Source organism: Virgibacillus ihumii (assembly GCF_902726655.1).
In the GTDB taxonomy this organism is placed as follows: domain Bacteria; phylum Bacillota; class Bacilli; order Bacillales; family Amphibacillaceae; genus Lentibacillus; species Lentibacillus ihumii.
On sequence record NZ_CACVAN010000001.1, the window covers coordinates 2,127,231 to 2,152,067 of the forward strand.

Consider the following 24,837-nt stretch of genomic DNA (forward strand, 5'->3'; position numbering starts at 1 on the left):
TTGTAAAATTCTACGTTTGATCATCCGATATTATTGATATGCTGTCACATATAATTCGCGCTGTTTCAAGCAAAGATTGTATGATTTTTATATCATAATCCGTAAATTCATATTCAGAACTGCCAAAAAGAACAAACAATTCCTCGTCCTGCTCCTCTTGCTGCAACATTAATACGTTTTCGCCCATTATCGTTCGGTTCCGGATTAAGAAATTGTCATTGTCATCCTCTGATTTACTCAACGTTTTTTTAAACCGATTCAATTGTCTATTATCAAATTCCTCACCATCATTTATTCTGAACAAACTCCCGATACTTCCTGCGCTTCTCCCACGCATCCCCGGAAAAATAATCCAAAATAATATCCATGTTCACAAGAGGATGGCGGGAAATATGGATATAATACCGGAAACTGCTCCATTGTAGTTTTGTGCATGGTTCACCATGTCGGCATCGACCGGATTCAAATGGATATACCGGCTTACTTCCAGCATTCCCTGTTTTGTTCCAATAAGTTTATCATAATACCGTTTTTCAAACACATGACCGGTGATTCTGTTCTTCGTGTTATAATAATCGGCGTAGCGCTTGTTTATCAGTGACATAACCTTGGAAATAGGCTGTTCTTTGGAGCGTATTTGCAGGTGAAAATGGTTGGTCATCAAACAATAGGAAGCGAGTTCAAAGGGGATTTTCTTATGGACTTGTTGCAGGATATGAAGAAAGGTCTTAAAATCACCTTCGTCTTTGAAAAGTGCATCCCGACGATTGCCGCGGCAGACAACGTGATAGAATGAATTTGGTACCCAAACCCGCTTTTTACGACCCATGGTTACTGTACCATCCCTTTTCTTATTTTGTCTCCTTGGGACCGCCGCATTGTTACGGATTCCCCACCCAGTGGCTATCCATCATCTTCTTAAAAACATTCAAAATGATGAAAGCATGGAGGGAAGCATAAGAACCGTCCCTGTGCTTCGTTGATAACATTCGGGAATGACAGGCACACCCAAAAGTCAAACTCAAGTTGAAAATTAGTAAACTTAACTAAAAAAAATTGTTGACTTTTTAATTAAATATAATTATAATGAACATAATAAGAGATGAGCTTGTTTTTCTCGAAGGCTTACGTGCCACGTGAGTTACTTAGTAGAGAAAAAGGGGCTCATTTATTTTTTGGCCTATAGAAATCGTTATACTTAAAATCATTCGGAATAAACTTCCAATGTCTGTACGGATGTTTCCATCTGTTTGCTTTATCTCCGTTAAGGCCGGTCGATTCACCAATATTAAAATTCGGGTATATCGCACCAATATGTTGATTTATGTGTTTATATAACTTTTCTTTAGCAATTGTTCTGCTACCTCTTATCCTAGAACCTTCAGGTTTGCTTAAATGTTTATTGTTCAACCTGAACTCCATGGCACCCAATACCACATCAAGGCATTGTAAGATTACGTGATCATGAGACCTCGCCTCTGCTATATCGTCTTTACTGTGAATTTAAGAAGTCTTGCTCAAATTGCAGCCTATAGATGAAATCAATGAACGCCTCGTTTTTTTCTTTTGTATCTGGTAACTGATCAAAAAAAGGGTATAAAGATACATTTCCCTTTAAAGGATTCGAAAAATTCAATCCGAATGCATGCTTGAAAAATTGAAAATAGAGCAAGAAATACTCATTTTTGCGTTGAGTTAATGTAAGGTTTGTCGGTTCGTATCGATTATGTGTAAACATTATCCTTACTTTAACCTTATCCTGTTTTATAAACCTGAAAAACTCGTCCATCAAAATCATATATTTTTCTAAATAAATTTTTGTAACCTTTTGCCATTTAACTTCACTAAACAAATGAAGAGCTTCTTTTTGCAGTTCTAAAGTATCTTTGACCTTAATGGAAATCATTTGACCTAACCAAAGCTCCACCATAAAAGTTGCTGAAATAATCGCCACGTTTAACTGACTCATCGCAGTAAATAATATATTGCATTCGGTTCTCCCCAATTGTATATGCAAATTTTTTAAACAATATTAAGAATAAAAAAGAACTTATATTCTATTATTATAATGGAGCTTCTCTCAAAAGTACAATAATTGAAAATACAAGAATTGTCTTAGAAAGAACCTATTTTGCATTGATTATTATGACGTTATTAAAAAGTGAATCTGTACCTCTATGTAGCATCTGCTGTTTCAATAATACATCACAGAATATCTTTAGAACTTCACGATGACCTAAATTAATTCTGTAGTATATGGTTATTAAAATGACTCCAATGAATGGACCATACAATCTAGGAACTAGTTTCCGTAGATTTTTATTGCTATCTGGGGTGATTTCTATCCATTCAGGGTCTAGGACTTCATTATTTCACCTCTTTTTTCATATTTTATCACCCTTTTACGATTCTTTATATCATGATGTTTTTATAAATAAGGTTTTTGAAAAACACACCTGTATCTCCAATGTATAGACCTATTTGGTTATCCTATGAGAATTTTTAAAATGCCCCTCACAAACCAGCACGCAGTATATTGTATCAATCTTCATTTTAATTTTAGTCGTGCTAGGAATAGCGTGGATTTTAATCTAATTGATAATATTGTAATTATGGATGACTTAAGCGGTACAGGAAAAACAATTACCAAATATATAGATTCCTTGCATAATCGATATCCTTTTATTACAAAGCATAAAAAAATATATATTATGCTAATAGAGTGTACAGAACAGGCTGAGAATCGTATCAGCGATTTCGGAAAAAACATAACTTGAATATAAAGATTATTCGGGGAGTGACAGGCACCCCGAACTATTGGCGTGTAACCATGTATACTACTTCCTCCAAAAATTGCTTAATCTGTTTAAGCAGTTTTCAACCTATTTAGTAAAGAAATAATACGACTTATAACCCTTTCTTGCTCTTCAATACGCATATTCGATCCACTTGGCAGACACTTAGGATTGATAGTCAATGCTGTCAACCATCGATTTCACCCAAATCTTAAAATAAAGTCACTCCCTCCCTTGCTACACTGCTCAGTCAAACTTCAAGTTATCATTTGAAGCTTATATATAATTTAAATCGATAAAATTCGACAAATTCCGTGACAGGCGCCCAGAACTATGGGGATAAAGTACATTTTCTTGGGATGAGAACTTCTAAATCATTGGCTCTCTACTTTGAAATGATGCTGGGAAACATACTGGATAATTTAAATCAGTTAAGCTTAAATTCCGATTTTCTTTACGATGAAGCGCTGAAATTTAAAAAAGGCGATGTTTTGGTGGTTATTGCCTTATCCCCTTATGCAAAACATGCCATAAATTTCGTAAAATACTGCAGGAAACATTTTGATATAAATATTGTTGTGATTACTGACTTGCACACATGTCCAATCATACAGGATAGTGACGCCCACCTGATATCAGGTCAAAGCAAAAACAGATACAGTATTATTCCTGCTATCACTTTAATGGAATCAATAATCATAGACATCGGAAAAAAATCCCCTCATTCTGTGAGTAAAATATCGAAATTAAATGAAATGCATCAAGAGAATGATATAACGACATTATGAAAGCCGTACCACCCTTTAGTGGTACGGCTGAGTACAAGAATTCTGTCCTTCATTATCCCCATAAAATGATCACGGAGGGCACCTTTTCCATTGGCTAACAGCTCCTGCCGCCAATCATGAATTGGATTTTCACTATTAAGTAATAACCCATGTCGGGCGCACTTCTAAGTATTGATTGGATGCATGATAAGGATGTTATTGACAAATGTCTTTCCTCAATGAAGAGAACCAAAAACAGTTAAAACATAATTTTATTCGACATAACCTGACAAATTTCAGGGAGTGACTAGGCACTCAAAACAATTTATCTAGAGTTTTGTCACAACCACCAACTTGAACATGTTTTTATTTTGCGTGTTATCACCAGTACTGTCCAAGCGGCTCTCGCTTCAGTTAAAGACGCAGTTTCCAAACCCAGCCCACAAAAAAATGTAATCAATACAATCATTGGGTATATCGGGAAATGACTGGGTATCCAAAAATTATGCTGAAGCTACCCTATGTCTTTCTTCATCATTGGTAACCTCTTCTACAAACACTGGTACATTCCTCCACAAAATGTGATAAAAAAAAGCACAGCTAGTAAGAATATTTATGTTAAAATATTCTTCCATATAATTTGACAAAATTCAGGGAGTGACAGGTACTCAGAATTTAAACATTACCCCCATCTACTCTATTTAACTATCCCGTTCAATTTCCATAAATCTAAGTTTAAAATCATAGTCCTTTATCGTCTCAGTTAATCCAACCATAGATAATTTTGCTGCAGTGGACTCGATAGTTTCTGGTCTGTTTAGATCATGGTTCTGAAGCGGTCGATAAGCAAACACAAAAATTATATCCTTTGTTCTTCGCAATCTACGGATGAAACTTTTCACGTCCGGAAAATCATTCCGGAATTTTTTAGCAGCTTCAGATTGCTGCGATTGAGTTTCATCGTCCTTTTTAATTTTCCCAATAATACGCTTATAAAATTCTCCAAAAATCCTTTCTCCATTATCATAATACAATCCATCACGTATGATTGTCATGGCATGCTCAATTTGATCTACTAAAACTCTAACGTCACCAGATAAACCATCTTTAACATGTATAAAGTACATTGTATCGTTTTCCGCATATAGCAAGTCACATATTTCTATATTGCGGTACAGAATTTTATCTAAAACATATAAAGATGGAACTTCATTATGATAATAATTATAGTCTCCTTCACTCTCTTGATGTGGCCAAAAATTCATTTTATTAATTCTAAAATCATGGTCGAATCCGTTTACTACTTTATTAACAAATTGCTTGTTTAATTCTTCCATGAACGACCTGTTAACTTTATGCCAATTCCCACCCATAAGCCAATATGTTTCACTATTCAGCGTAACTTTCACATCAAAATGTTCATACAAATTGTGCCTAGTTTCTTCACTATTTTCAATTTCACCAGTTAAATACGTGTGAGTTATAATTGACATTAGATCATCATGATTTTTATCTAATTCTACGTATTTCTTGAACAATGATGCTATGTCACTTTCTGTTTCATAGCTCTCTTTGACCCCGGAATCATTGTTTATTGTTATAAAATGGGCATCGTATACTTCATAGTAAGGAATAATACTAAAAGTCCCGTTATAATCAGTAGAGTTCAGATATTGGGTGAATTCTCGAATTAGATATTCATCCAATTCATTTGCCACACTATCTTTATCATTCAATCTATAAAAGGGATTGATGTCATAGCCTGTTTCTTGTAATAACTGTAATACGGAGCCTAGCATGATGTCGAGCTCTCTTAGTGTAATTGCCTTCCCAAGTTTTATTGAATCTTTGGCAAGAAGCCTATAATCCTTTTTCTTTGTATTGATTTTGATCCCCAGTTTTTTGGTAATGCTTTTGCTGGGTAATGCGACATAAATCTCATTGAAAAAATTATTGAAATCCGCTTCTGTATTTATTGTAACCCTTCGGTTATATTGATAATTGCCACCCAAAATATTCCCCGTAAAGTACCTGTCATTTACCCTCTTAATTACATCATCATTCCGGTCGATTAACCGGGATAACAACTCCAAACCAAAATTATAGTCCTTAACTCCATCGAGCACTTGATAGCCATTGCCACCGGTAACAGCAAAGATTTCATCACCAACTTTTAAAAATAAGACAAACGATTGCCTTATGTTTTGGATCTCGTCAAGATCACTAACTAGCTCCGTCAAAGTCCTCCCCCAATTCGGATTCGTTTTGACTACGCTTGTATATAAGCTGTATTTTGATATGTTAGTGAATTTGAATTTACGGTTAGTATGCTTTACGAGTTTTTTATCTTCTTCTCTATTTTCGTTAAAATCATCAACTATTTGCTGCCATTCTCCTTTGGTATGCAACCTGTATATGGTAAAATGGCTGGCACTCATAGTTAGCCCCCTTTCATGCTAAAAAACTAAGTGTAATAGAAATGTCCAATAAAATTCTTCTATAGGTAATTTCGACACAGTATTTCAAAATCCTGCAAATTTTAATAGTAGCTCAAATCTGATACTTATTCTGTAACAGATATACTTTTATGAAGTCATAACCATCTCAGAAAATAAGTCTTTAGAACTATTTCGACATAAATAAAGTAATTCCTGCCTATATATAGATTTTTTTACAGGATAATCCAATGTGATTTACTTTTCCTATCCAACTTTGATTATTTCATGCAAATGAGTCCATGTATACATGAATGAAGATCTCATGATTTTCAATACGAGTCCTAATATTCAATTGAAGTTCAACATACTTAATGGAATATTCAGACATATGATCAAAGAATAAAACCTGCACTCACTCAAGCACAGGTATTAAGGATTATATTTCAGCTTATTAACGAACGTGTCTTTTCCCATACTTTGGTAAAAAATTTCGTCTCCAAAAATCACTCATCCCATTTGATATTTCTATTCTACCAAATAAAGAACTGTGTGAGTAAGATTTTCAGATAGTGACTTAAACACCTAAAACAACTCTCCATATTCCGGAATAGCTGAAAATGCGCCAACTTTCGTGCAAACCTTAGCCCCCACCTTGTTACTTAGGATTGTTATTCGTTTAACCTGTTCAAAATCTGCTAACAGTTCCTTAGGGTTATGCTCTTCCGCCAATTGAAACAGCATAGCACCTACAAATGCGTCCCCGGCACCTGTTGAATCAACTGCTTTCACCTCAATACTAGGTACTATTGTTTGGTCTTTCCCATTTGAAATGAATGTGCCTTGTTCACCTAACGTAACCGCTACCAAACGTGATCCAAGTTGATGGAAAAAATCCACTCCTTTATCTAAATTGTTCGTTTCTGAAATAATTTGAAGTTCTTCATTACTTACTTTAACAAAATCAGCATTAGCAATCCCAAGACGAGTCAGTTTTATAAACTTTTCCAAGTTCCCTTTCCACAAGTCTTTTCTGTAATTGGGATCAAAAGAAACAAACTTCTTTTTCCCCCTGCCTGTTTCCATTAACTCTAAGTATGTAGATTGAAACGGACCGTCCAATAATGCAGTAGCAGATCCAAAATGCAGAACCCCAGCTTGTTCTATTTGGGCTTTATCTATTTCATCTTTCGTCAAATAGGCATCTGCACCCCGATTAAACACAAAATCCCTTTCCCCGTTCTCTTTCAGCGAAACAAATGCTAATGTTGTAGGATTCTGATCATCCAGTACCAACATCGATGTGTCAATATTCCATTCCTCGAGAGTGTTTTTTAAAAAGTATCCAAACGGGTCATTGCCAACCTTGCCACTAAAAAGGGCATCTCCACCTAGCCTCACAACGGTTGCACATACATTGGCGGGAGCACCTCCTGCCTGTTTTTCAAAATTTATTCCGTCTAATAAATCGACCCCTATATCTGTGCAGAAGAAATCTATTAGTAATTCACCAATACAAACAACAGATGTACTAGATTTCAACCTTCTCTCCTCCTTTACTTTAAGAAAGAGGAGATGACAACATACAGCCATCCCCTTACTTATATCACTTCTGTCTACCTTTAGGAACATAAATGTAACTATCCATAATGTTAATTATTCCATCACTAGCGAATAATGAAACTTTTTCACATGGTTTTTCAGGATAAATCAAACTGGTCAATGCGCACTCACCTTCATTTACAAACAGTTCTACTGATGAAGTATCCACTATTATCTGCAATTGTAGATTCTCTACATTATTGAATGGTAAAACTTGTTTATCCAAGAAACGATCCGAAAAATCCACTTCACCTGAATTTGCACGATCGACTGTCAATGTGTTTTTCACAAAATCAAACACTATATCAGTAAATTGTTCTTCCCCATGATGAAGGGAAATCCTGAATCCGTCAGCATTTAATTTTTTTATATTTAATTCTAATTTCATATATTCTTCCTGAACAGAAATTGTCCTTCCCTCTCCCGTACTGTTTAAAACTTGGTCAATCTTTTCCTGTTCGGTAAAATGAGCAACTAGTTCATGTACAGGGTTCTGTATCACCTTATAACCTTCACCACTACGTTGAAGTGAAATTTCCCGCGGCAAGGTCATTTGACTGCGCCACCCCACGGTTGGTGTCTGATTCGCGTATTGCCAGTTACTCATCCAGCCAAGGTAAATCCGTCTTCCATCTGTTTTAGGTATGTCAGAAAAACTTACACCTGCATAATTATCTTTTCCAAAGTCTAGCCAGTTGACGGAATCATCCTCCGGTGTGAATTTGGAGCCATCAAATGCTCCAATAAAGTATTGAGTCCGTGAACCTGCATTATATTCAGGGTTATCGCCAATGCTAACAAACATCACCCATTTAATTTCCTCACTGCCTTCAACCTTTAAAGGAAATAGATCTGGGCATTCCCATACACCTTCATGCACTCCAAGATTATCTCCAAATTCACTTTCAGACTGCCAATCTATTAAATTGACAGAGGAATAAATAGAAACCGTCTGTCCCGTCGCCAACATCATTACCCACCTTCTGGTTTCTTCATACCAGAATACTTTAGGATCTCTAAAGTCACCCTTGCTTTCATGTTCTAGAACAGGGTTTCCGTTAAACTTCTTCCAAGCCCTGCCGTTATCATGACTGTAGGCAAGACTTTGTGACTGTTTTGGAACCTTCCCTTTTCCGCCTTCCAAGTGATGGGTAAAAATTGCAACCAACCCTGGTTTTTCAGGAAAAAATCCTGTAGTATTATGCCAATCCACTAGGGCACTCCCTGAAAAAATTGTTCCATGCTCATCTGGATATAGAGCGATATCTAGTTCCCTCCATTCAATCAAATTCTCACTGACTGCGTGACCCCAATGCATTGGTCCCCACACACTGTCATAAGGATTATGCTGGAAAAACAAATGATATTCCCCTTCGAAATATACCAAACCGTTTGGATCATTCATCCAGTTTTTCTGAGGAGCAAAGTGTAATTTTGGTTTGTATTTTTGTATCGATTCAACAGTCATTTCGCAATATACCTCCACGTCATTTTCGGTTAATATTTTAATTAAATTCTAGTCGTACTACTTGATGCCTGTACCGGATCCACCAAGTCCTTGCAGTATATATTTCTGTGCTACAATATAGACGATAATTAACGGTATCGTGGATATTGTGAGAATCGCCATTACCTGATTCGTGTACACAGGTGGCGTTGAATTAATATTTGTTATAGCTACTTGTAACGGGTACTTCTCCGTATCGGTCAGCACCATCAATGGCCATAGGTAATCATTCCAGCTTGCAATAAATGATAATGTTCCTACTGTTGCCACGGCAGGTTTAGACATAGGTAAAATAATTCTCCAAAAGATAGTCCAATAGTTTCCCCCGTCCAATTTCACAGATTCGATGATTTCATCCGGAACTGCTTTAAAAAAGATGGTAAACAAATAAATGAAAAACATATTTGCAATCATCGGCAATACAACAGCTATTCTTGTGTTCAGTATCCCTAAGTCATGTGCGATGGTGAATTGCGTAATAATAAGTGTTTCGGCCGGCACAATCAACAATGCAATTAACATTGCAAACAGAATCTTTTTACCATAGAACTGAAACTTAGCGAATGCATATCCTGCCATGGCATTCACGATAATCGAACCTACTGTTACCGTTACCGCATATAAGACGCTATTAAATATATATTGGAGAATATCAAACCTGGAAAATAACTTCTGATATGTATTAAACCATTCAGAAGGATTAAGTGATGGAAGCAAAGCCTGAATGCTGGTCATGTCCAAATAAATTTCCGATTCCGGTTTCATGGAAGATACAATCATCCAGATCATAGGAAAGATGAAAATACATGCTAATACGGATAAAAACAAATACTCTGTAGTCTTTTTCAAGTACTTTGACTTTTTCATTAGTTATTATCCTCCTTTGATATCCTGCTCTGGATTAAGGTAACGATCCCAATCAATATTCCAAAGACTACTGTCATTGCACTGGCATAACCAATCAGTCGGTCTGAAAAACCGCTTTGATAAATATAATAAACAGGAGTCATTGTGGAATTCATTGGACCACCTTGTGTCATGACCATTGGTTGGATAATTAGTTTAAACGCTGCAATAAGCGTAGTAATCATAATTAAGATTGATGTTGGCTTTAACAAGGGTAACGTAATATGAATGAAATTTTGCCATTTGTTTGCTCCATCGATTTTACTGGCCTCATATACACTGCTTGGTATATTTTGAAGCCCTGCCAGAAAAATTAACATCTGATACCCAGCACCCTGCCATGCAGATACAAATACAATCGTATACATGGCCTGGTCGGGGCTTGTCAAAAACGGTTGGGGATCTATTCCAACACTCTCTAAGACGACGTTAATTAACCCCTCAGAAGGATTAAGCAAATACAGCCATAATACTGAAATTACAACCAAAGACAAGACAACTGGTGCAAAATAAGCTACTTTAAAAAAGATATTTCCTCTTCGGTTCTTATTTATCAACAATGCTAAACCGAGTGCTGCCCCAACTTGCACAGGAATAACGCACACAACAAATAACGTTATGTTTTTTAAACTTTGTATGAAAATAGGATCTTTAAAGAGTTCTATGAAGTTTGCAAATCCCACAAAATTTTTGTCCTGTGGTGTTAACAAGTAGTAGTCAGTAAACGCGTAATATACAGCCATTAATGCTGGTAAAAGTAAGAAAGTACCTAATAGAATTAAAGCTGGTAATAAAAAGGAATACGCTACCATGTTTCCCTTCAGATTAAAACGCTTCATTTGTGATAACCCCTTTGAAAAGAATCTGACTCGGAGAAATTCTCCAAGTCAGATGCAAATCTTTTATTGTAATGTTTCATCGATTTGTGCTGCCTTTTCATCCAATAATTTTTGTATATCATCATTCTTATCTGGATAAGTAACAGCACTTATCGTTTGTTGAAAGGTTCTGCTTACTTGAGGGTATGCTGGTAATACTGGTCGTGCATGCGCTGTTTTGGCGTTCTGTTCAATTAACACTTTCATTTGTGGCGAAACTTTATCCTGAACTTTTTTTACAACTGATTTCGCTGCTGGAAGTACACTATTCGCTAAAGTGATTTCGGTCAATGACTCAGTTGAAGTCATAAAATCTATTAAGGCACCTGCTGCCTCTTTTTTCTTTGTTGTTGCCGACATTGCATATTGCCAGGAACCTGATGGAGAGACAAGATTATTGGTTTCAGGTGATGTCGGGTATGGCATAACACCGTATTCCACATCCGGATAACTATTCTCCATTTCCGCAATCGTCCATGATCCAGTGAATTTCATCGGATACTTACCGGTTTGAAACCCTTTTTCAACTGGCGTTTTTGTAGTGTATCCTTTCTCCACCATATCCTGAATAAAATTCATCGTTTTCACTGCATCTTCGTTATTAAAATATCCGGTAGCTTTCGTTCCTTTATCATTAACAATACTACCGCCTTGGGACCACAAAAAAGGAGTAAACGCATACATCAACCACTCACTTTTATCATTTAATCCCATGTCAACTGCTGGGGCATTATACTTATTTTTCAACTTCTTACATAGCTCCATAAACTGATTCCAATCCCATGGATCCTTAACTGTTGGTAATGTGGACAAATCAACTCCAGCATTTTTCAACATTTTCTTATTGTAGAAAATCCCTACACCTGACTCAGAATATCCAACCGCATATAATTTATCCTTATATGTTCCCTGTTGAATGATGCTCGGTAATAAATCATCTTTATTGGTGATATATTTACCAACTGGTGCTATCATACCAGCCTCTGCATATGCAGCAGTATTTGGTCCATCCAACGTTAACACATCTGGTAAAGTATTTGTGGTTAAAGCGGCATTAATTTTATCCTCGTATCCACCACCTGCTCCGCTTCTAGGAATAAACTCAATATTTGCTGAATACTTTCCCTTATATTCTTTATTAAAGCGATCAATAATATCTTGCATCGCTTCACCCTCTTCGGTTTCCTTTGAAACATGCACCCAAATCGACACTCCATCCTTATTATCACTGGAAGAAGAGTCATCGCCACAAGCCGCCAACGTTATTGCTGTCATTATGACTGCGAACAACACCATAATTTTTTTCATGTTATGATACCTCCCTAAAAATGAAATTCTATTAAATTTGCCTTAAATATAGTTAATATAATATGTTAACCGGTTTCATATGTCAACCGGTTAACATAAATTTTCTAAAATTTTTTTGTTTTAAAAACTGGAAACTATGATCTTGTTGATTCGTTTTCCAATAACTTTACAGGCAAAGTAACTTCTGTTGGTACCACTTCTTCCATATTATTCATTTGAGTAATTAAGAGTTCAACAGCCTTTTCAGCAATTTCCTTAATCGGTTGTACAACAGTACTTAATTCCGGTCTGACCAGTCTAATAGTTTCGGTTCCATCGTATCCCACCAACTTTAAGTCATTAGGAATATTAATTCCCCTGTCAGCTGCTTCTTTCATTACATAAGAGGCTATTAAATCATCACTGGCAAAAATGCCATGAACATCGGGATTTTCATCAAATAATTGTTTAATTACTGAATAATCATCCATTTCAACTTCATACGTAAAAGACTCCAACCCTTCTTTGTTCATTACATCTTCATATGCTTCCCTTCTTAAGTTTGCGGGGGTTTTCAGTGAGATGGGCCCATTGATATGTAGAATATTAGTACATCCTTTTTCAATTAACAATTGAGTAGCCAGCTTTCCCCCTGAATAGTTATCACTGGATACAACCGGTATCTTCTCGGATAAGTATCGATCTATACCAACAACAGGCAAATAAGGACTATCGTATTCTTCAATACCTTCATTATGCGCACCAGCTATGATTCCATCCACTTGATTTCGCTGCAGCATTTCCAGATACGCCTTTTCTTTATCTTCTCGTCCTTGACTATTACATAATAAAACTTTATAACCTAACGATGCAGCAAGGTTCTCCAAATGAAAAATGAGTTCACCATAAAAAGGATTGCTTGTCGTTGGAAAAATCAATCCTATTAAGTAAGTTTTCTTACTATACAAAGATCTAGCAACATCATTTGGAAAATAATTTAATTTTTTCATTGCATCATGAACTTTCTTTCTTGTCTTCTCACTTATGTATCCACGATTATTCATAACTCTTGATACAGTTGTCCGGGATACACCGGCAACTTCTGCTACATCAGCAATATTTGGCTTCACGTTGTGCCTCCTGTTCAATCTGTTTATTATAATCTTCAAATAAAAAAAATTAACCATATCTCTGGCAATTCATTTTATATAGTTTAAGGATATTTAAATATAAAAGCAAATACAACTATTAATACCTTTTCCGAATAGGTACAAATTGTAATAGCTCTTAAGACACAGCCATTACATTATTCCGGAGAAATTCCCTAACATAATTATGGAAGCGAAATACGATGAAAAAGCCTTAAAATATTACTCGTCATTTAATAATCACTTCTTACTGTATATGAACGCATTAACACATTAACGATTGAATATTCAGACACATATAATAAAACCTGTTTCGTTATACAGGTTTTATTAATCTTACGATCTTACACGAAGTCACCCACCAATCTCCGCAATCATCCTATGCGCCTTCGCAACTTCCTCATCCGACATCATCATATAGTATGTTCCATCAATCATGGTACCGTTCCCCGCCATTTGATAGGTGTTTATATTCTTGCGTGCACTGCGATAATTCATTGCCAAATTCCGCATATCTTCAAACTTCATATTGGTTGCCATATTGTCGCCAAAGACTCCCATAATATTATCAATACGGTTTACCACATTCAGACCTGCACCTTTATTAATAACCCCTTCAATAACCTGGCGCTGTCTTTGATTGCGTCCGATGTCTCCTTTTGGGTCTTCTTTACGCATTCGCGCGTAGGCTAAGGCCTTATCACCGTTTAATTGCAATTTCCCGGTATTAAAAGTATATCCACCCTGTGTGAATGTCAGATCATTATTAACCGTAATGCCACCAACAGCATTCACTAATTGAGCAAGACCGTCCATGTTTATTCGAACGTAATAGTCTAAATCAATATCTAAAAAGTGCTCAGCAGTTGCAACAGACATTTCACTTCCACCAAATGCGTATGCATGATTTATTTTGTCCTGGAATCCTTTCCCGATGATTTTAGTTCGAGTATCACGCGGAATACTTAAAAGTTGCATCTTATTATGAGCAGGATCCAGAGTCATGACAATCATCGTATCGGAGCGACCTTTATCATGTTTTCTTTCATCAACACCCAGCAAAAGAATATTGACGGGTTCTTTTTCCTTAACCTTCTTTTGAGAAGCAGTTACGTCAATACCTTCAACTGGCTTATGAAGTTCATCATCAACTGTGCTTTTAACATTGTGGTAAATGGAATAGGCATATGCAGAACCACTACCTATTAGAAGTAACAGAACAATTAAGCTTATCCAAATCCATTTTTTCTTTCCACGTTTATGCTCTTTCTGGCGTGTAACCATTTATACAACTTCCTCCAAAAATTGCTTAATCTGTTAAAGCAGTTTTCGACCTATTCAGTAATGACATAATAAGATCTATAACCCTGTCCTGCTCCTCAATACTCATATTCGATCCACTTGGCAAACACTTAGGATCGATAATCAATGTTGGTCAACCAGCGATTGGCCTTGGTATCTTCAAGCTCAGGCTGGAATTCAATACCATCGATTTCACCAAAAGCTTAAATTAAAGTCACTATCCCCTTGCACCTGCTCATTTGAAGTTACATATATAATTTAATTCGATAAGATCGACAAATTCCGGGAAGTGACTAGGCACCCAGAATTAAAAGCTTCTGAAGATCTATGGGAAAGAACCTCTCCCGCATAATTGGACGAAACAAGATATCCATAAAGGTTCAGAAAGATCATAATAGAGTATTTCCAAAGCTAAGTGGAATTTATGGCTCCCCCTAATTCTCCGGTGAATAGAGGGAGAGTAAATAGCCAAAAAAACGAGCAATCAACCTTTATAACTTCACTGGTAAACCCCTCCGCAAACACTGGTACATTCTTTCGCAAAGATCGCACATTAAATTTTCTCACCAGTTTTAACATTTAATGATTGAGATTGTCTGAAGCAAAAGTATTGTAGATAATTAAAAAAACTTAAAAACTTTTATATTAAACTTTTTTGACACGATTATATATCCCGTAATATTGGTGAATATTATTGTCACCATACTAGCAAATGCAGCACCAGTAATTCCGTAAATTGGTATTAAAATAAGGTTTAGAACAATATTGATAAAAAAAGCAATTATATTTGCATACATTTGAAACCTTGGTTCTCCAGTCATAGCAAGCATAATCCAGACGCCACCAACTGCAAGATTAACAAAATACCCTAGACTTCTTAATATTAAAGCATCTTGGCCTCGAACAAACTCATCCCCGAATAATAGAAGAACGTAATGACTACTTATTATTAATGTGATTGTAATAACTAACGAAACAATTGTTAAAATGCGCGCCGCTTTAACATAAAGCTTTCTCATTTCAACCTTTTTGCCATTATGAAATAACCTTGATATTTCAGGTGCAAATACAGTGTTAAAGATTAAGAGGAGAGAGGATAATATATTTGAAACCTGAACAGCAATCTGATAAACACCAACATCTGCATTGCTTGTCATATTACCCAGCATTAGTATGTCAACCCTATTTATTAATGTTCCTAGCATAGAAGCTAATATTAATGTTAGTGAATACTTTAAATAACCTTTATCAAAACTAACGTTCCTAAACTTTTTTCTATTCTTAAATAAATAAACAACATTTGATAATAAAAACGAACCATATACACCAATAGCGATACTATATTCATTTTTACCGGTAATAAAATATAATCCAATAATCAACGTAACTCTTAAGATCATGCTTAAAAACCCATTGATATAATAATATTCTTTTATTTGTCCTTCTGCACGATAAATCCCAAAAAATAATTGCTCAGCAGATAAAAGCCAGATTAAGGGAAGCATTAATTTAATATAAATATCATCGACTACCAACCAAACAATTCCAATAAGTACAATTGAAAGCAGAAAATTAATTACAAAGCTAAAACTGACATCTTTATAACCATTTTTGGGAATTGAATACATTAAACCATTATTAAATCCCGCTGTTGCAACGATCATTAATACTTGCATTAAGGTAAAGGCATATGTAAATATCCCAAAAATTTCTGCACCGTAAAGTCTCGTACAAACAAATGAAAATAATAAAGTGAATAATAGGAATGAACCTCTACCAAAAAATGACTCGATTATTTTTAAAATGAATCCACTATTATTAATTTTATTTTTTATTATGCCAATGTGCACTATTACCATCCCTATTTCTTTGTAACCAATAGACCCAAAAATTTATTGCTTTGGAGTTATAATAACCATTTTTTTAAGTCTAAACTTGTTAAATTCTCTAACTTTTCAATATCAACCATATAATATTGTAATAAGTGTTTTCTTGTTTCTGATTTCATATCTGGTTTTGTGAGATTCTTATTTAAAATTTTTGCTTTCAATTCCTGTCTGAAATTAACTGGGAGTACGCGCTTAAGAAGCGACTTTAATACATTTTGATTTCGCACAACATTATTTACCAATTTATTTTTTGGCACACCACTCGGATTATTTCTGTGATAATTAGCCTCCCCAACTAATTTATTCAAATTAAGAAATTCTAGTACGTCATTTATATAATAGTGCGGATCCTGTGCAAAATCCTCATATACTAATAGATATACATTCTCTTGTCCAAATTTTTCTATATAATATTTAACCTGTTCATAATATAAACCAGTTGTTTTATAATGCCATATATATTCAAAATTATTATTTATTCTCTCATCCTCTTTATTCAACGCTTCTTCAAAAGATAGGGTTTCTCTTCCGTCACTCACAAGATGCCAGTATGCTGAGAAGGCTCTGTCCATGGGATTTCTCAAGCATATAACAATCTTAGCCTCATTGTTAAGCTCAAAGATTTTATCAGCCGTTTTATAATAATACAAATAATCAACTGAAGCCTCTCCAATAATTTTCTCATTTCTATTTTTAAAGAGATTAAAATACTCGACTTCATCATCAATACATTCTTTGTCGGAAACTAAATCTCCTGGACCTTGATGAGGGAATTGTTTATAATCCCTTGATAGATAGTTTGGTTCTTTATGGTCCGGAAAAAAAACTTCATCGTGATTCCTAAGATATTTGTAAACAGAAGTAGTTGCAGCTTTTGCAGCACCTACTATGAATAAGTTTGGTACCTTATTAATTCCCATAAAATATTACCACCTTAACACCAAAAATAATTACATATTAACTCAATAGCTTAATTTAAATACCATTGTAATTAAATAATCTACGCAGTCTTTTCAAATAATAGATACTGACATAATTTCCTTTGACTTTGTTTGAAAAATCTTCTAAATCATCTTCATCCCTAATTCCTATTCTTCCCACTGGCTTTAAAAAACTCATTTTTTTGGGATTACACATATCCGAAGTGTAAACTCTTTTATATATTCCAAAGTCGTTAAAATATTTAAGAACCTTTCGATTATATATACCATACGGAAAACAAAAATCCTCAACTTGATAACCGCAATGCTTTTCTATGTTTTCATTTACGGATCTTATTTCTTCCTTAAAATTATTCGAATTAATTAATCTAGAGTCTAAGTGAGTTTTGGTATGAGCCCCAAATTCTATTAATCCCGAATCGTGCATTTCTTTAACCATATCCCAAGTTAGATATCCCTCTTTTCCAATGTAATCTAACGTTAGAAAAATGTTTGCTTTTATACCAAACTTTTTTAAAATACTCATGCCATACTCATAATTTGATTCAAAACCATCATCAAAACTTATAAGTATACTTTTTTTTGTAGGGTTATTTCCTTTTTTAATATCTGAGAATAATAGGGTTTCATAATTATTTTCATAAAGAAATTTCATTTGTGAATAAAATTTTTCTTTATTTATTCTCATATAACTTTCTCCAGAATGGAGAGTAATATCATGATAATAAATGTTCACCGGATTCGGCTTGCTAATCAGCTTACTTACTCCAGATATAATTTTTTTTGTGGATTTTTTCAATAAATACACCTTCTTAGTTGCATATGCATATTATTTATTATAAATAATCATTCTACTTGTGAGATTCAATTCAACCAATGGGCTAAATCAACGTCTAAAAACTCTTCCAATTTTCTAACGTCATTCTTAAAGTAATTTATTAATTCCATCCTAGTACTTTCACTCATACTCTCTCGTTTTAGTATTCGTGAATATAACATTTTTTTGATTTTTTCACGGGATTCAATTTTTGGAACTAATACCTTAATCAATCTTTTAAGAAAACCCTGCTGTAACAAAGATAACAGCTTTTTATTTTTTGGAACACCCGAAGTATTATAGTTTACAAGTTTTACTTCATCGTAATTAAAACGTTCGATGTTTAAGAAATCACAAATTTCATTCAACACTTTAGAGGAATTATTTTTAAACTCTTCAAAAATGATTACTTTAACGTTGTCCTTTCCAAATTCATCTATAAAATGCTTTACCTTTTTATAATATAAGCTCATAGCCTTTAAATGCCACATACAACCATAATTATTTCTTATTCTCTCTTCCTCCATATTGAGCGCATATTCAAAGGATTTAGTTTCTCTTCCATCTCTTGTTAAATGAGTATAAGCGGAATAAGCCCTATCAACTGGGTTCCTTAACATTAATACAATTTTTGCATCATTTGAATATGCTTTGATTTTTGAAGCACTCTCTTCATAATACAGATAATCTGAAGAAGATTCTCCAATTATTTTTTCATCAGTTACACCCTTAAATAGATTCTCATACTCTTCTTCAGTGTTTACAATATCTTCTTCAGTGCGATCTCCGGGGCCATTATGAGGAAATTCAAGTATTTCATTAATAAAAAATTGAGGTTCTTTGAATTTGGACATGAATATATCTGGATGCATATCCAAATAATTGTGTAACGATGTTGTTCCACTTTTGGAAATACCTGCTATAAAAAAATTTGGTTTCTTCATTCTAACCTTCCTTAATTAATGAATTATACAATTCTAATGATTCGTGATAAGTAGAAAAATTTTTAATTTTATTTTTGACTACTTTTTTACCCATTTCTTTGCTTTTACTTGGAACAGAGCCCTTCCCGCTCCTACCTTTTCTTTCAGCTTTATTTTTGACATCATTTAACGATTTATTTATTAACACTTCCATGTCAATATTTTCTATGTTTAATTCTAAATTAGTATAGTTCTGTAACTCGACCATCACATCACTTGTGTTATCAATTAAATCTTCAAACGTCACCAAGTACACATTTTCGATATTCTTTTGAACAAATTTATAAAACTCAAAATATTCATCTATTGCTCTAATCAACACCTTATTATTTTCACTTTCTTCACTATTGAAGCGAAAAATATATGAGGAAATTGCATCGAGTGGATTCCTAATAACTACTACACACGGCTTATTCATTTTTATTGCTAACTTCATATTCGCAATTGTATGTGTGTGATGAGAAATATATATATCTTTATTTAAATTTAAAACTAAAAACATCAAATATGTATTCGCACTTGAAGGATATGCTTCTATACAAATATCCGTAACTTTTTTTGTTATATTTCTGTAATATGAACTTCTTTCAAATACATATTTGTAACTACTGTACAAAAAGCCATTTTTTTGAATCACTTTTTTTAATCCGTACATCCATCTATTACCCATATCTTTTTTTAATTCATTTATATTTTTCAAATTTATTAACCGTCCTTTAACTAGATCGAATTATCCTTTTTTTACAAATAATAAATACAAAAAGAATACTAGAAACTATACCTACAGTATAAGCAAAAGAACTTAACAGCGCCCCCCTTAAAATAAAAAACTCCAAACCTAATAAAAATAAATAAATAACCGAGAGTAAGTTCTTTTTATTTTTCATTAAATTATGCCAATAGGATCTGTCAATTTTAGCATTAATAAATGCCAAGATGATAATAAACATCAAAATTCCAATATATCCAAAATTAATATAGCCTTCTCCAAAATAATTCATCGAAACATTATCATAAGAAAGACCTAGCAAATGAGAAACAAACGCTCCACTTCCTATCGACTTTTCAGGCCACAAAGAACTAGGAATGAAAAAGAACAATGAAGTTAATAATTGACTTCCCATTGTCACAATATCATTTTCAACAACTTTCATAAACATTTGATATGTATCAAAATGTCCTTTCAAAAACATTTCAAAATTAAGGGTAAATTTAACCTCACTTAAACTACTAATTCTCCTTGCCTGATTGAGTAAAGGAAATAAAATAAGCAAACCTATCATTATTAGCTTATTTAATAACAAGTACTTTTTATTAAATTGTTGAAAATAAACAATTAACAAAGGGATATACATTGCGGCTATATAAAACCTAGCATTTGAGGTCGGAAAATTAGTAATTAATACAATTCCAACTAAAAAGATTTCAATTAATTTTCCTTCCAGTTCAAACTTTTTAAATATCACCAATGCTATAACTGGAATTGGTAACAAAAACTTCGAAAAAATTAGATATACTGATTGATTTATTGAAGTGTCTTCCAATAAATTTGTTGACCTGAAAATTAAATTTTCAATACTGTAATTATTAATGTGTAATGTTACTAACAATGCTAAAAATGAAATCAAAAGCAAACCTCTATTGGAAATTTGCATATTTTGCTTTTTATTTTTTAGCTTTTTACTAGAAAATATTTCTATCTTAGAAAAGATAAAATAAAATCCTTGATAAAGAAAAAGTATAAGTAAAATTAAAATATTTAAATGATAAAAGCTATCTACGTTAAATCCTGTACCTCCCCACATAACAATTCCATATTGAAACTGTAAAATAGGGGCAATTCCAAAAAAGAAAAAAGAAAAAAGATAAAAAATTTTATTTAAACTGTAATTATATCTATCTCCCACAAACATAAATACAAGACTAAAAAGTATAATCAAAAAATTAGTTAAAAGAACTCCAAATTCGGAATAATATCCATCGATAGTATAATATATAAGGAAACAATAAACATAAATAGACAAAAAATATAATTGTTGAGTTTACCCTTGTTTATTTCCATTAAACCAATTCCTTTACCTTCATACTTAAAGAATAAACATAAAGCATTTGAGCCAATTAATATTGTCTACTATGCTAATTAAATTCTTTCGTATAAATTTACATAATCATAAAATTTATCTATTTTATTAAACATGCTAGCGGCTTTATTAATACATGATTGATAGTAGTCCCTAACATAATTCCTTTTTATTATTCTTATTGAATTATGCAGGTTTTCTAGGTTAGCTTTTTCTACAATGATACCTGTATTAACATCTATACTTTCGACACTCCCCCCAGTATTAAAAGTAATCACTGGCGTGCCACAGGCTATTGCCTCGAGGTTCGTGGTTGGAAAGGTATCCTCGAGAGTTAAATTCACAAATACATCAGATGTAGTATATATTTCTGCCAGTTCATTTACATTGTTTGTATGTGTAATCCCGACAATATTACTGGGTAATTTTTCTTTTTGCTTTTGTGTAATTCCGACCAAAACTATTACTTCATCTGACTTAAGTTCCTTTGATAATTCGAGAAAGTAATAGTACCCTTTCCTCTCATTCCAAACACCAGCAACGCCTAAAACAATATATTTGTCTTCTAAATTATATTGTTTTCTAAAATCATTTTTAACAGGTTTAAATGTATCTAAATCTACTCCATTATTTATCACTTTAATATGATATTCACTTAAAAACGATTCCTTTACTAACCCAGCAAGCCAATTTGAAGGAGTCACTATTGTCATATTCTCTAATCCTGTAAAAATCTTTTTTTTCTGTTTATAATTTAATTTTGAATTATCTAGTATATTACTCTTGGGATATGAGTTCTTCTCAGGGCAACTAAAACAACCTGTTTTCCATTTATCACAACCAGCAAAATCAAAATGTGTGCAGTGTCCTGTAAAAGCCCAGCAATCATGCAGTGTCCATATCACTGGCTTGTTGGATTTTTTAAGATAATCGAATAATATTTCAATATTTATATAATATCCATGGATATTGTGTAAATGAATAATATCTGGATTCAGTTTTTCAACTTTTTGTATAAAATCAGCTGTAGCCTTTTTTGAACCAAATCCATGTCTGTCAAAAACTCTTGTTAATCCTACATGAGCATAATTATCGATATCTGTCCCGATTTTTATAGCATTATCGCAGTTTTTTGCTTCTCCCCTACCATATGCAATATAACTTTCATGTCCTTCTGAAACCAGTATGTTATGAATGTCTGTTGCAATCCTTCCTGTACTGCCAACACCACATACTGAGTTTATTTGTAAGACCTTCACTTGGTGTTCCCCCAAACAACACGATTTACATAATCCGTATAGGATAATATAATTCTCATAACTTTGTCGGAAACATTTGGCATACTATAATCTTCGACCAGTCGTAATGTATCGTTCATTTGTGATTCTAAAACCTTTAACCCCTGTAGTATCCGTTCCTTTTTTAGGCCAACCATCATAACAGAACCTTCTTCCATTGCTTCAGGTCGTTCATGAGCTTGACGGATATTCAATGCCCTGATTCCAAGAATGGATGATTCTTCACTTATTGTACCACTGTCACTTAGAACTGCTTTGGCTTTTTTCTGAAGCTTTATATAGTCATTAAAACCTAAAGGTTTCATAGTTTTGATTAAAGGATCAAATTGTACTCCCCTAGTATTAATCATATTTCTTGTTCTAGGATGAGTGCTAACAATTACAGGTAGTTTATATTTTTCAGCTATAGCATTTAAACTTTCTACTAGACTATAAAAATTTTCTTCAGAATTAATATTCTCTTCTCTATGGGCAGATACAACAAAATATTTTCCTTCTTGAAGACCCAGTCTCTCAACTACATCTGAACGTTCAATATCTTCTTTTTTAGAATTCAGCGCTTCAAACATCGGGCTTCCTGTTTTAATAACCCTGTCTGGAGGATATCCCTCTCTCAACAAATACTCCCTAGCGATATCACTGTATGTAAGATTAATATCTGCTGTATGGTCTACAATCTTTCTGTTTGTTTCTTCAGGTACACGCTGATCAAAACACCTATTACCAGCTTCCATATGAAAGACAGGAATCTGTCTTCTCTTAGCTGCAATTGCACAAAGACAACTATTCGTATCGCCTAGGACCAAAAAAGCGTCCGGATTTACTTCTTCCATTATTGGGTCTGCCTTCACCAAAATATTTCCAATTGTTTCAACAGCCGTTCCGGTTGCAGCATTAAGGAAAAAGTCAGGTTTTTTCAGATTAAAATCATTGAAAAATACTTCGTTTAGTTCATAATCATAATTCTGACCAGTGTGGACAAGTGTATGTTCAATCGCATCAGATTCTTCCAATTTATTGATAACGGCTGAAAGTCGGATGATCTCCGGTCTTGTACCAACAACTGTCATAACTTTGAGTCTGTTCATTGACTAAACCTCCAAATAATATGTGTCCGGGTTTTCGGGATCAAAAAGTTCATTTGCCCACATAATAGTCACCATATCCGTTTTACCTAAATTTTCAATATTATGTGTGTAGCCAACTGGTATATCCACTACTTCCAGTTTTTCACCACTCACAAAATATTCAATCACCTCATCAGAGTCAACTTTTCGAAAACGAATAACCCCGTGACCGCTAACAACCAAAAACTTTTCATTCTTCGTGTGATGCCAGTGGTTTCCTTTCGTAATACCAGCCTTAGACACATTGACGGAAACCTGCCCACGATCTTCGGTTTTTATGATTTCTGTAAATGAACCACGATTGTCTACATTCATTTTTAAGTCATAGCTGAATTGATCTTCTGGTAGAAAACTTAAATAGGTGCTATAAAGTTTTTTTGTGAATGGATCTGACACATCAGGTATAGAACATTCTTCCCGACTCTTTTTAAAGGAATAAATCAAATCAACTATTTTCCCGAGTGATATTTTATGAGTTACAGGTACCTGGCAGAACTCTCCAGTATTAGTTTCACTCCCTTTCAATGCATTAATCAGTTCCTCTACTATATCATCGATATAAACTAAATCCAGTTCAACATTTCTATCGTTTACAGTGATGGGCATATCATGAGCAATATTATGACAGAAAGTTGCTATTACACTATTATAGTTTGGTCTGCTCCATTTTCCAAAGGCATTTGGAAAACGATAAATCAATACTTTTGCTCCTGTGTCCTGACTATACTGAAAAAGCAGGTCTTCTCCAGCTTTTTTACTATTACCATACGGATTATCCGATTCCGCTTGGGTCGAAGAAGCTATCATAACAGGACAATGATTTTGATGCTTTTTTAAATTGGCCAGCAGAGTTTCCGTGAACCCATAATTCACCTGCATAAATTCATTCTGGCTTTCTGGACGATTAACCCCTGCCAAATGGTATACAAAATCAGCATGTTTACAATACTCACTCAATAGATCAGCATTAGTTTCTCTGCCATATTCAAAAACATCGGTATAAGAACGATTCTTCAGTTCGGCCACAAGGTTTTTTCCTATAAATCCCTTCGCCCCGGTAACTAGTATTTTCAT

The 24,837-nt window shown here is 34.0% G+C and carries 22 protein-coding genes; 2 read left to right on the top strand and 20 right to left on the bottom strand.

Annotated elements, in window-relative coordinates; all coding sequences use genetic code 11:
* Positions 1–10: 10 nt before the first annotated feature.
* The 3 genes from HUX68_RS10320 to HUX68_RS19305 form a co-directional block, all read right to left on the bottom strand.
* On the bottom strand, positions 11–304 hold the full coding sequence (locus HUX68_RS10320; protein WP_174614747.1) for a hypothetical protein: 294 nt from the start codon (positions 302–304) through the stop codon (positions 11–13).
* Positions 305–370: 66 nt separating this feature from the next.
* Positions 371–829, bottom strand: coding sequence for a transposase (locus HUX68_RS10325; RefSeq protein WP_174614748.1), 459 nt, complete (start codon positions 827–829; stop codon positions 371–373).
* Between the two features lie 663 nt (positions 830–1,492).
* Positions 1,493–1,954 (bottom strand): hypothetical protein, encoded by a 462-nt coding sequence (locus tag HUX68_RS19305; protein WP_246206659.1) that lies wholly within the window; start codon positions 1,952–1,954, stop codon positions 1,493–1,495.
* A 553-nt stretch (positions 1,955–2,507) separates the two neighbouring features.
* On the opposite strand from HUX68_RS19305, the gene HUX68_RS19600 reads away from it, so the two are divergent.
* Both HUX68_RS19600 and HUX68_RS10335 read left to right on the top strand, forming a co-directional pair.
* A complete protein-coding gene (locus HUX68_RS19600; protein WP_425509515.1) occupies positions 2,508–2,777 on the top strand; it encodes a phosphoribosyltransferase-like protein in 270 nt (89 codons plus the stop codon).
* Positions 2,778–3,109: 332 nt separating this feature from the next.
* Entirely contained in the window at positions 3,110–3,583 is a 474-nt protein-coding gene (locus HUX68_RS10335; RefSeq protein WP_174614749.1) for a MurR/RpiR family transcriptional regulator, read from the top strand.
* Between the two features lie 680 nt (positions 3,584–4,263).
* Here the strand turns inward: HUX68_RS10335 and HUX68_RS10340 are convergent.
* The 17 genes from HUX68_RS10340 to HUX68_RS10420 all read right to left on the bottom strand — a co-directional run bounded on the left by HUX68_RS10340 (position 4,264) and on the right by HUX68_RS10420 (position 24,837).
* Positions 4,264–6,000: a DUF6119 family protein gene (locus tag HUX68_RS10340; protein ID WP_174614750.1), complete on the bottom strand. Its 1,737-nt coding sequence runs from the start codon at positions 5,998–6,000 to the stop codon at positions 4,264–4,266.
* A gap of 582 nt (positions 6,001–6,582) precedes the next feature.
* Entirely contained in the window at positions 6,583–7,590 is a 1,008-nt protein-coding gene (locus HUX68_RS10345) for a carbohydrate kinase family protein (protein ID WP_174616426.1), read from the bottom strand.
* A 13-nt stretch (positions 7,591–7,603) separates the two neighbouring features.
* The gene (locus HUX68_RS10350) at positions 7,604–9,067 is read right to left on the bottom strand and encodes a glycoside hydrolase family 32 protein (RefSeq protein WP_174614751.1); all 1,464 of its coding nucleotides are present in this window, start codon (positions 9,065–9,067) and stop codon (positions 7,604–7,606) included.
* A 57-nt stretch (positions 9,068–9,124) separates the two neighbouring features.
* Entirely contained in the window at positions 9,125–9,973 is an 849-nt protein-coding gene (locus HUX68_RS10355) for a carbohydrate ABC transporter permease (RefSeq protein ID WP_174614752.1), read from the bottom strand.
* Positions 9,973–10,851, bottom strand: coding sequence for a carbohydrate ABC transporter permease (locus tag HUX68_RS10360; protein ID WP_174614753.1), 879 nt, complete (start codon positions 10,849–10,851; stop codon positions 9,973–9,975). The genes HUX68_RS10355 and HUX68_RS10360 overlap by 1 nt, the downstream gene beginning before the upstream one ends.
* Before the next feature lie 63 nt (positions 10,852–10,914).
* Positions 10,915–12,198: an ABC transporter substrate-binding protein gene (locus HUX68_RS10365; protein WP_174614754.1), complete on the bottom strand. Its 1,284-nt coding sequence runs from the start codon at positions 12,196–12,198 to the stop codon at positions 10,915–10,917.
* Positions 12,199–12,332: 134 nt separating this feature from the next.
* Positions 12,333–13,307: a LacI family DNA-binding transcriptional regulator gene (locus HUX68_RS10370; protein WP_174614755.1), complete on the bottom strand. Its 975-nt coding sequence runs from the start codon at positions 13,305–13,307 to the stop codon at positions 12,333–12,335.
* A gap of 372 nt (positions 13,308–13,679) precedes the next feature.
* Positions 13,680–14,609 (bottom strand): LCP family glycopolymer transferase, encoded by a 930-nt coding sequence (locus HUX68_RS10375; RefSeq protein ID WP_174614756.1) that lies wholly within the window; start codon positions 14,607–14,609, stop codon positions 13,680–13,682.
* A 638-nt stretch (positions 14,610–15,247) separates the two neighbouring features.
* Positions 15,248–16,477 carry a flippase gene (locus tag HUX68_RS10380; protein WP_174614757.1) on the bottom strand — a complete coding sequence of 410 codons (1,230 nt, stop codon included), beginning with the start codon at positions 16,475–16,477 and terminating at the stop codon, positions 15,248–15,250.
* 56 nt (positions 16,478–16,533) lie between these two features.
* Positions 16,534–17,436 (bottom strand): sulfotransferase family protein, encoded by a 903-nt coding sequence (locus tag HUX68_RS10385; protein ID WP_174614758.1) that lies wholly within the window; start codon positions 17,434–17,436, stop codon positions 16,534–16,536.
* 55 nt (positions 17,437–17,491) lie between these two features.
* Positions 17,492–18,256 carry a polysaccharide deacetylase family protein gene (locus HUX68_RS10390; protein ID WP_174614759.1) on the bottom strand — a complete coding sequence of 255 codons (765 nt, stop codon included), beginning with the start codon at positions 18,254–18,256 and terminating at the stop codon, positions 17,492–17,494.
* Positions 18,257–18,321: 65 nt separating this feature from the next.
* On the bottom strand, positions 18,322–19,218 hold the full coding sequence (locus HUX68_RS10395) for a sulfotransferase family protein (protein ID WP_174614760.1): 897 nt from the start codon (positions 19,216–19,218) through the stop codon (positions 18,322–18,324).
* A gap of 1 nt (position 19,219) precedes the next feature.
* A complete protein-coding gene (locus tag HUX68_RS10400; protein WP_174614761.1) occupies positions 19,220–19,957 on the bottom strand; it encodes a sulfotransferase domain-containing protein in 738 nt (245 codons plus the stop codon).
* Between the two features lie 16 nt (positions 19,958–19,973).
* Complete coding sequence (wzy, locus tag HUX68_RS10405) at positions 19,974–21,164, bottom strand: O-antigen polysaccharide polymerase Wzy (protein WP_425509516.1); 1,191 nt, start codon at positions 21,162–21,164, stop codon at positions 19,974–19,976.
* 233 nt (positions 21,165–21,397) lie between these two features.
* Positions 21,398–22,597 (bottom strand): glycosyltransferase, encoded by a 1,200-nt coding sequence (locus tag HUX68_RS10410; protein WP_174614763.1) that lies wholly within the window; start codon positions 22,595–22,597, stop codon positions 21,398–21,400.
* Positions 22,594–23,724, bottom strand: coding sequence for a non-hydrolyzing UDP-N-acetylglucosamine 2-epimerase (gene wecB / locus HUX68_RS10415; RefSeq protein ID WP_174614764.1), 1,131 nt, complete (start codon positions 23,722–23,724; stop codon positions 22,594–22,596). Before wecB ends, HUX68_RS10410 begins: the two co-directional genes overlap by 4 nt.
* A gap of 3 nt (positions 23,725–23,727) precedes the next feature.
* The gene (locus HUX68_RS10420; protein WP_174614765.1) at positions 23,728–24,837 is read right to left on the bottom strand and encodes a capsular polysaccharide biosynthesis protein CapF; all 1,110 of its coding nucleotides are present in this window, start codon (positions 24,835–24,837) and stop codon (positions 23,728–23,730) included.

Bases quoted from the DNA above. Each gene is read 5' to 3' on its own strand.
- HUX68_RS10325 (WP_174614748.1), bottom strand. From the start codon at position 829: ATGGGTCGTAAAAAGCGGGTTTGGGTACCAAATTCATTCTATCACGTT.
- HUX68_RS19600 (WP_425509515.1), top strand. From the start codon at position 2,508: ATGCCCCTCACAAACCAGCACGCAGTATATTGTATCAATCTTCATTTT.
- HUX68_RS10340 (WP_174614750.1), bottom strand. From the start codon at position 6,000: ATGAGTGCCAGCCATTTTACCATATACAGGTTGCATACCAAAGGAGAA.
- HUX68_RS10345 (WP_174616426.1), bottom strand. From the start codon at position 7,590: ATGGCTGTATGTTGTCATCTCCTCTTTCTTAAAGTAAAGGAGGAGAGA.
- HUX68_RS10350 (WP_174614751.1), bottom strand. From the start codon at position 9,067: ATGACTGTTGAATCGATACAAAAATACAAACCAAAATTACACTTTGCT.
- HUX68_RS10355 (WP_174614752.1), bottom strand. From the start codon at position 9,973: ATGAAAAAGTCAAAGTACTTGAAAAAGACTACAGAGTATTTGTTTTTA.
- HUX68_RS10360 (WP_174614753.1), bottom strand. From the start codon at position 10,851: ATGAAGCGTTTTAATCTGAAGGGAAACATGGTAGCGTATTCCTTTTTA.
- HUX68_RS10365 (WP_174614754.1), bottom strand. From the start codon at position 12,198: ATGAAAAAAATTATGGTGTTGTTCGCAGTCATAATGACAGCAATAACG.
- HUX68_RS10375 (WP_174614756.1), bottom strand. From the start codon at position 14,609: ATGGTTACACGCCAGAAAGAGCATAAACGTGGAAAGAAAAAATGGATT.
- HUX68_RS10385 (WP_174614758.1), bottom strand. From the start codon at position 17,436: ATGGGAATTAATAAGGTACCAAACTTATTCATAGTAGGTGCTGCAAAA.
- HUX68_RS10395 (WP_174614760.1), bottom strand. From the start codon at position 19,218: ATGAAGAAACCAAATTTTTTTATAGCAGGTATTTCCAAAAGTGGAACA.
- wecB (WP_174614764.1), bottom strand. From the start codon at position 23,724: ATGAACAGACTCAAAGTTATGACAGTTGTTGGTACAAGACCGGAGATC.
- HUX68_RS10420 (WP_174614765.1), bottom strand. From the start codon at position 24,837: ATGAAAATACTAGTTACCGGGGCGAAGGGATTTATAGGAAAAAACCTT.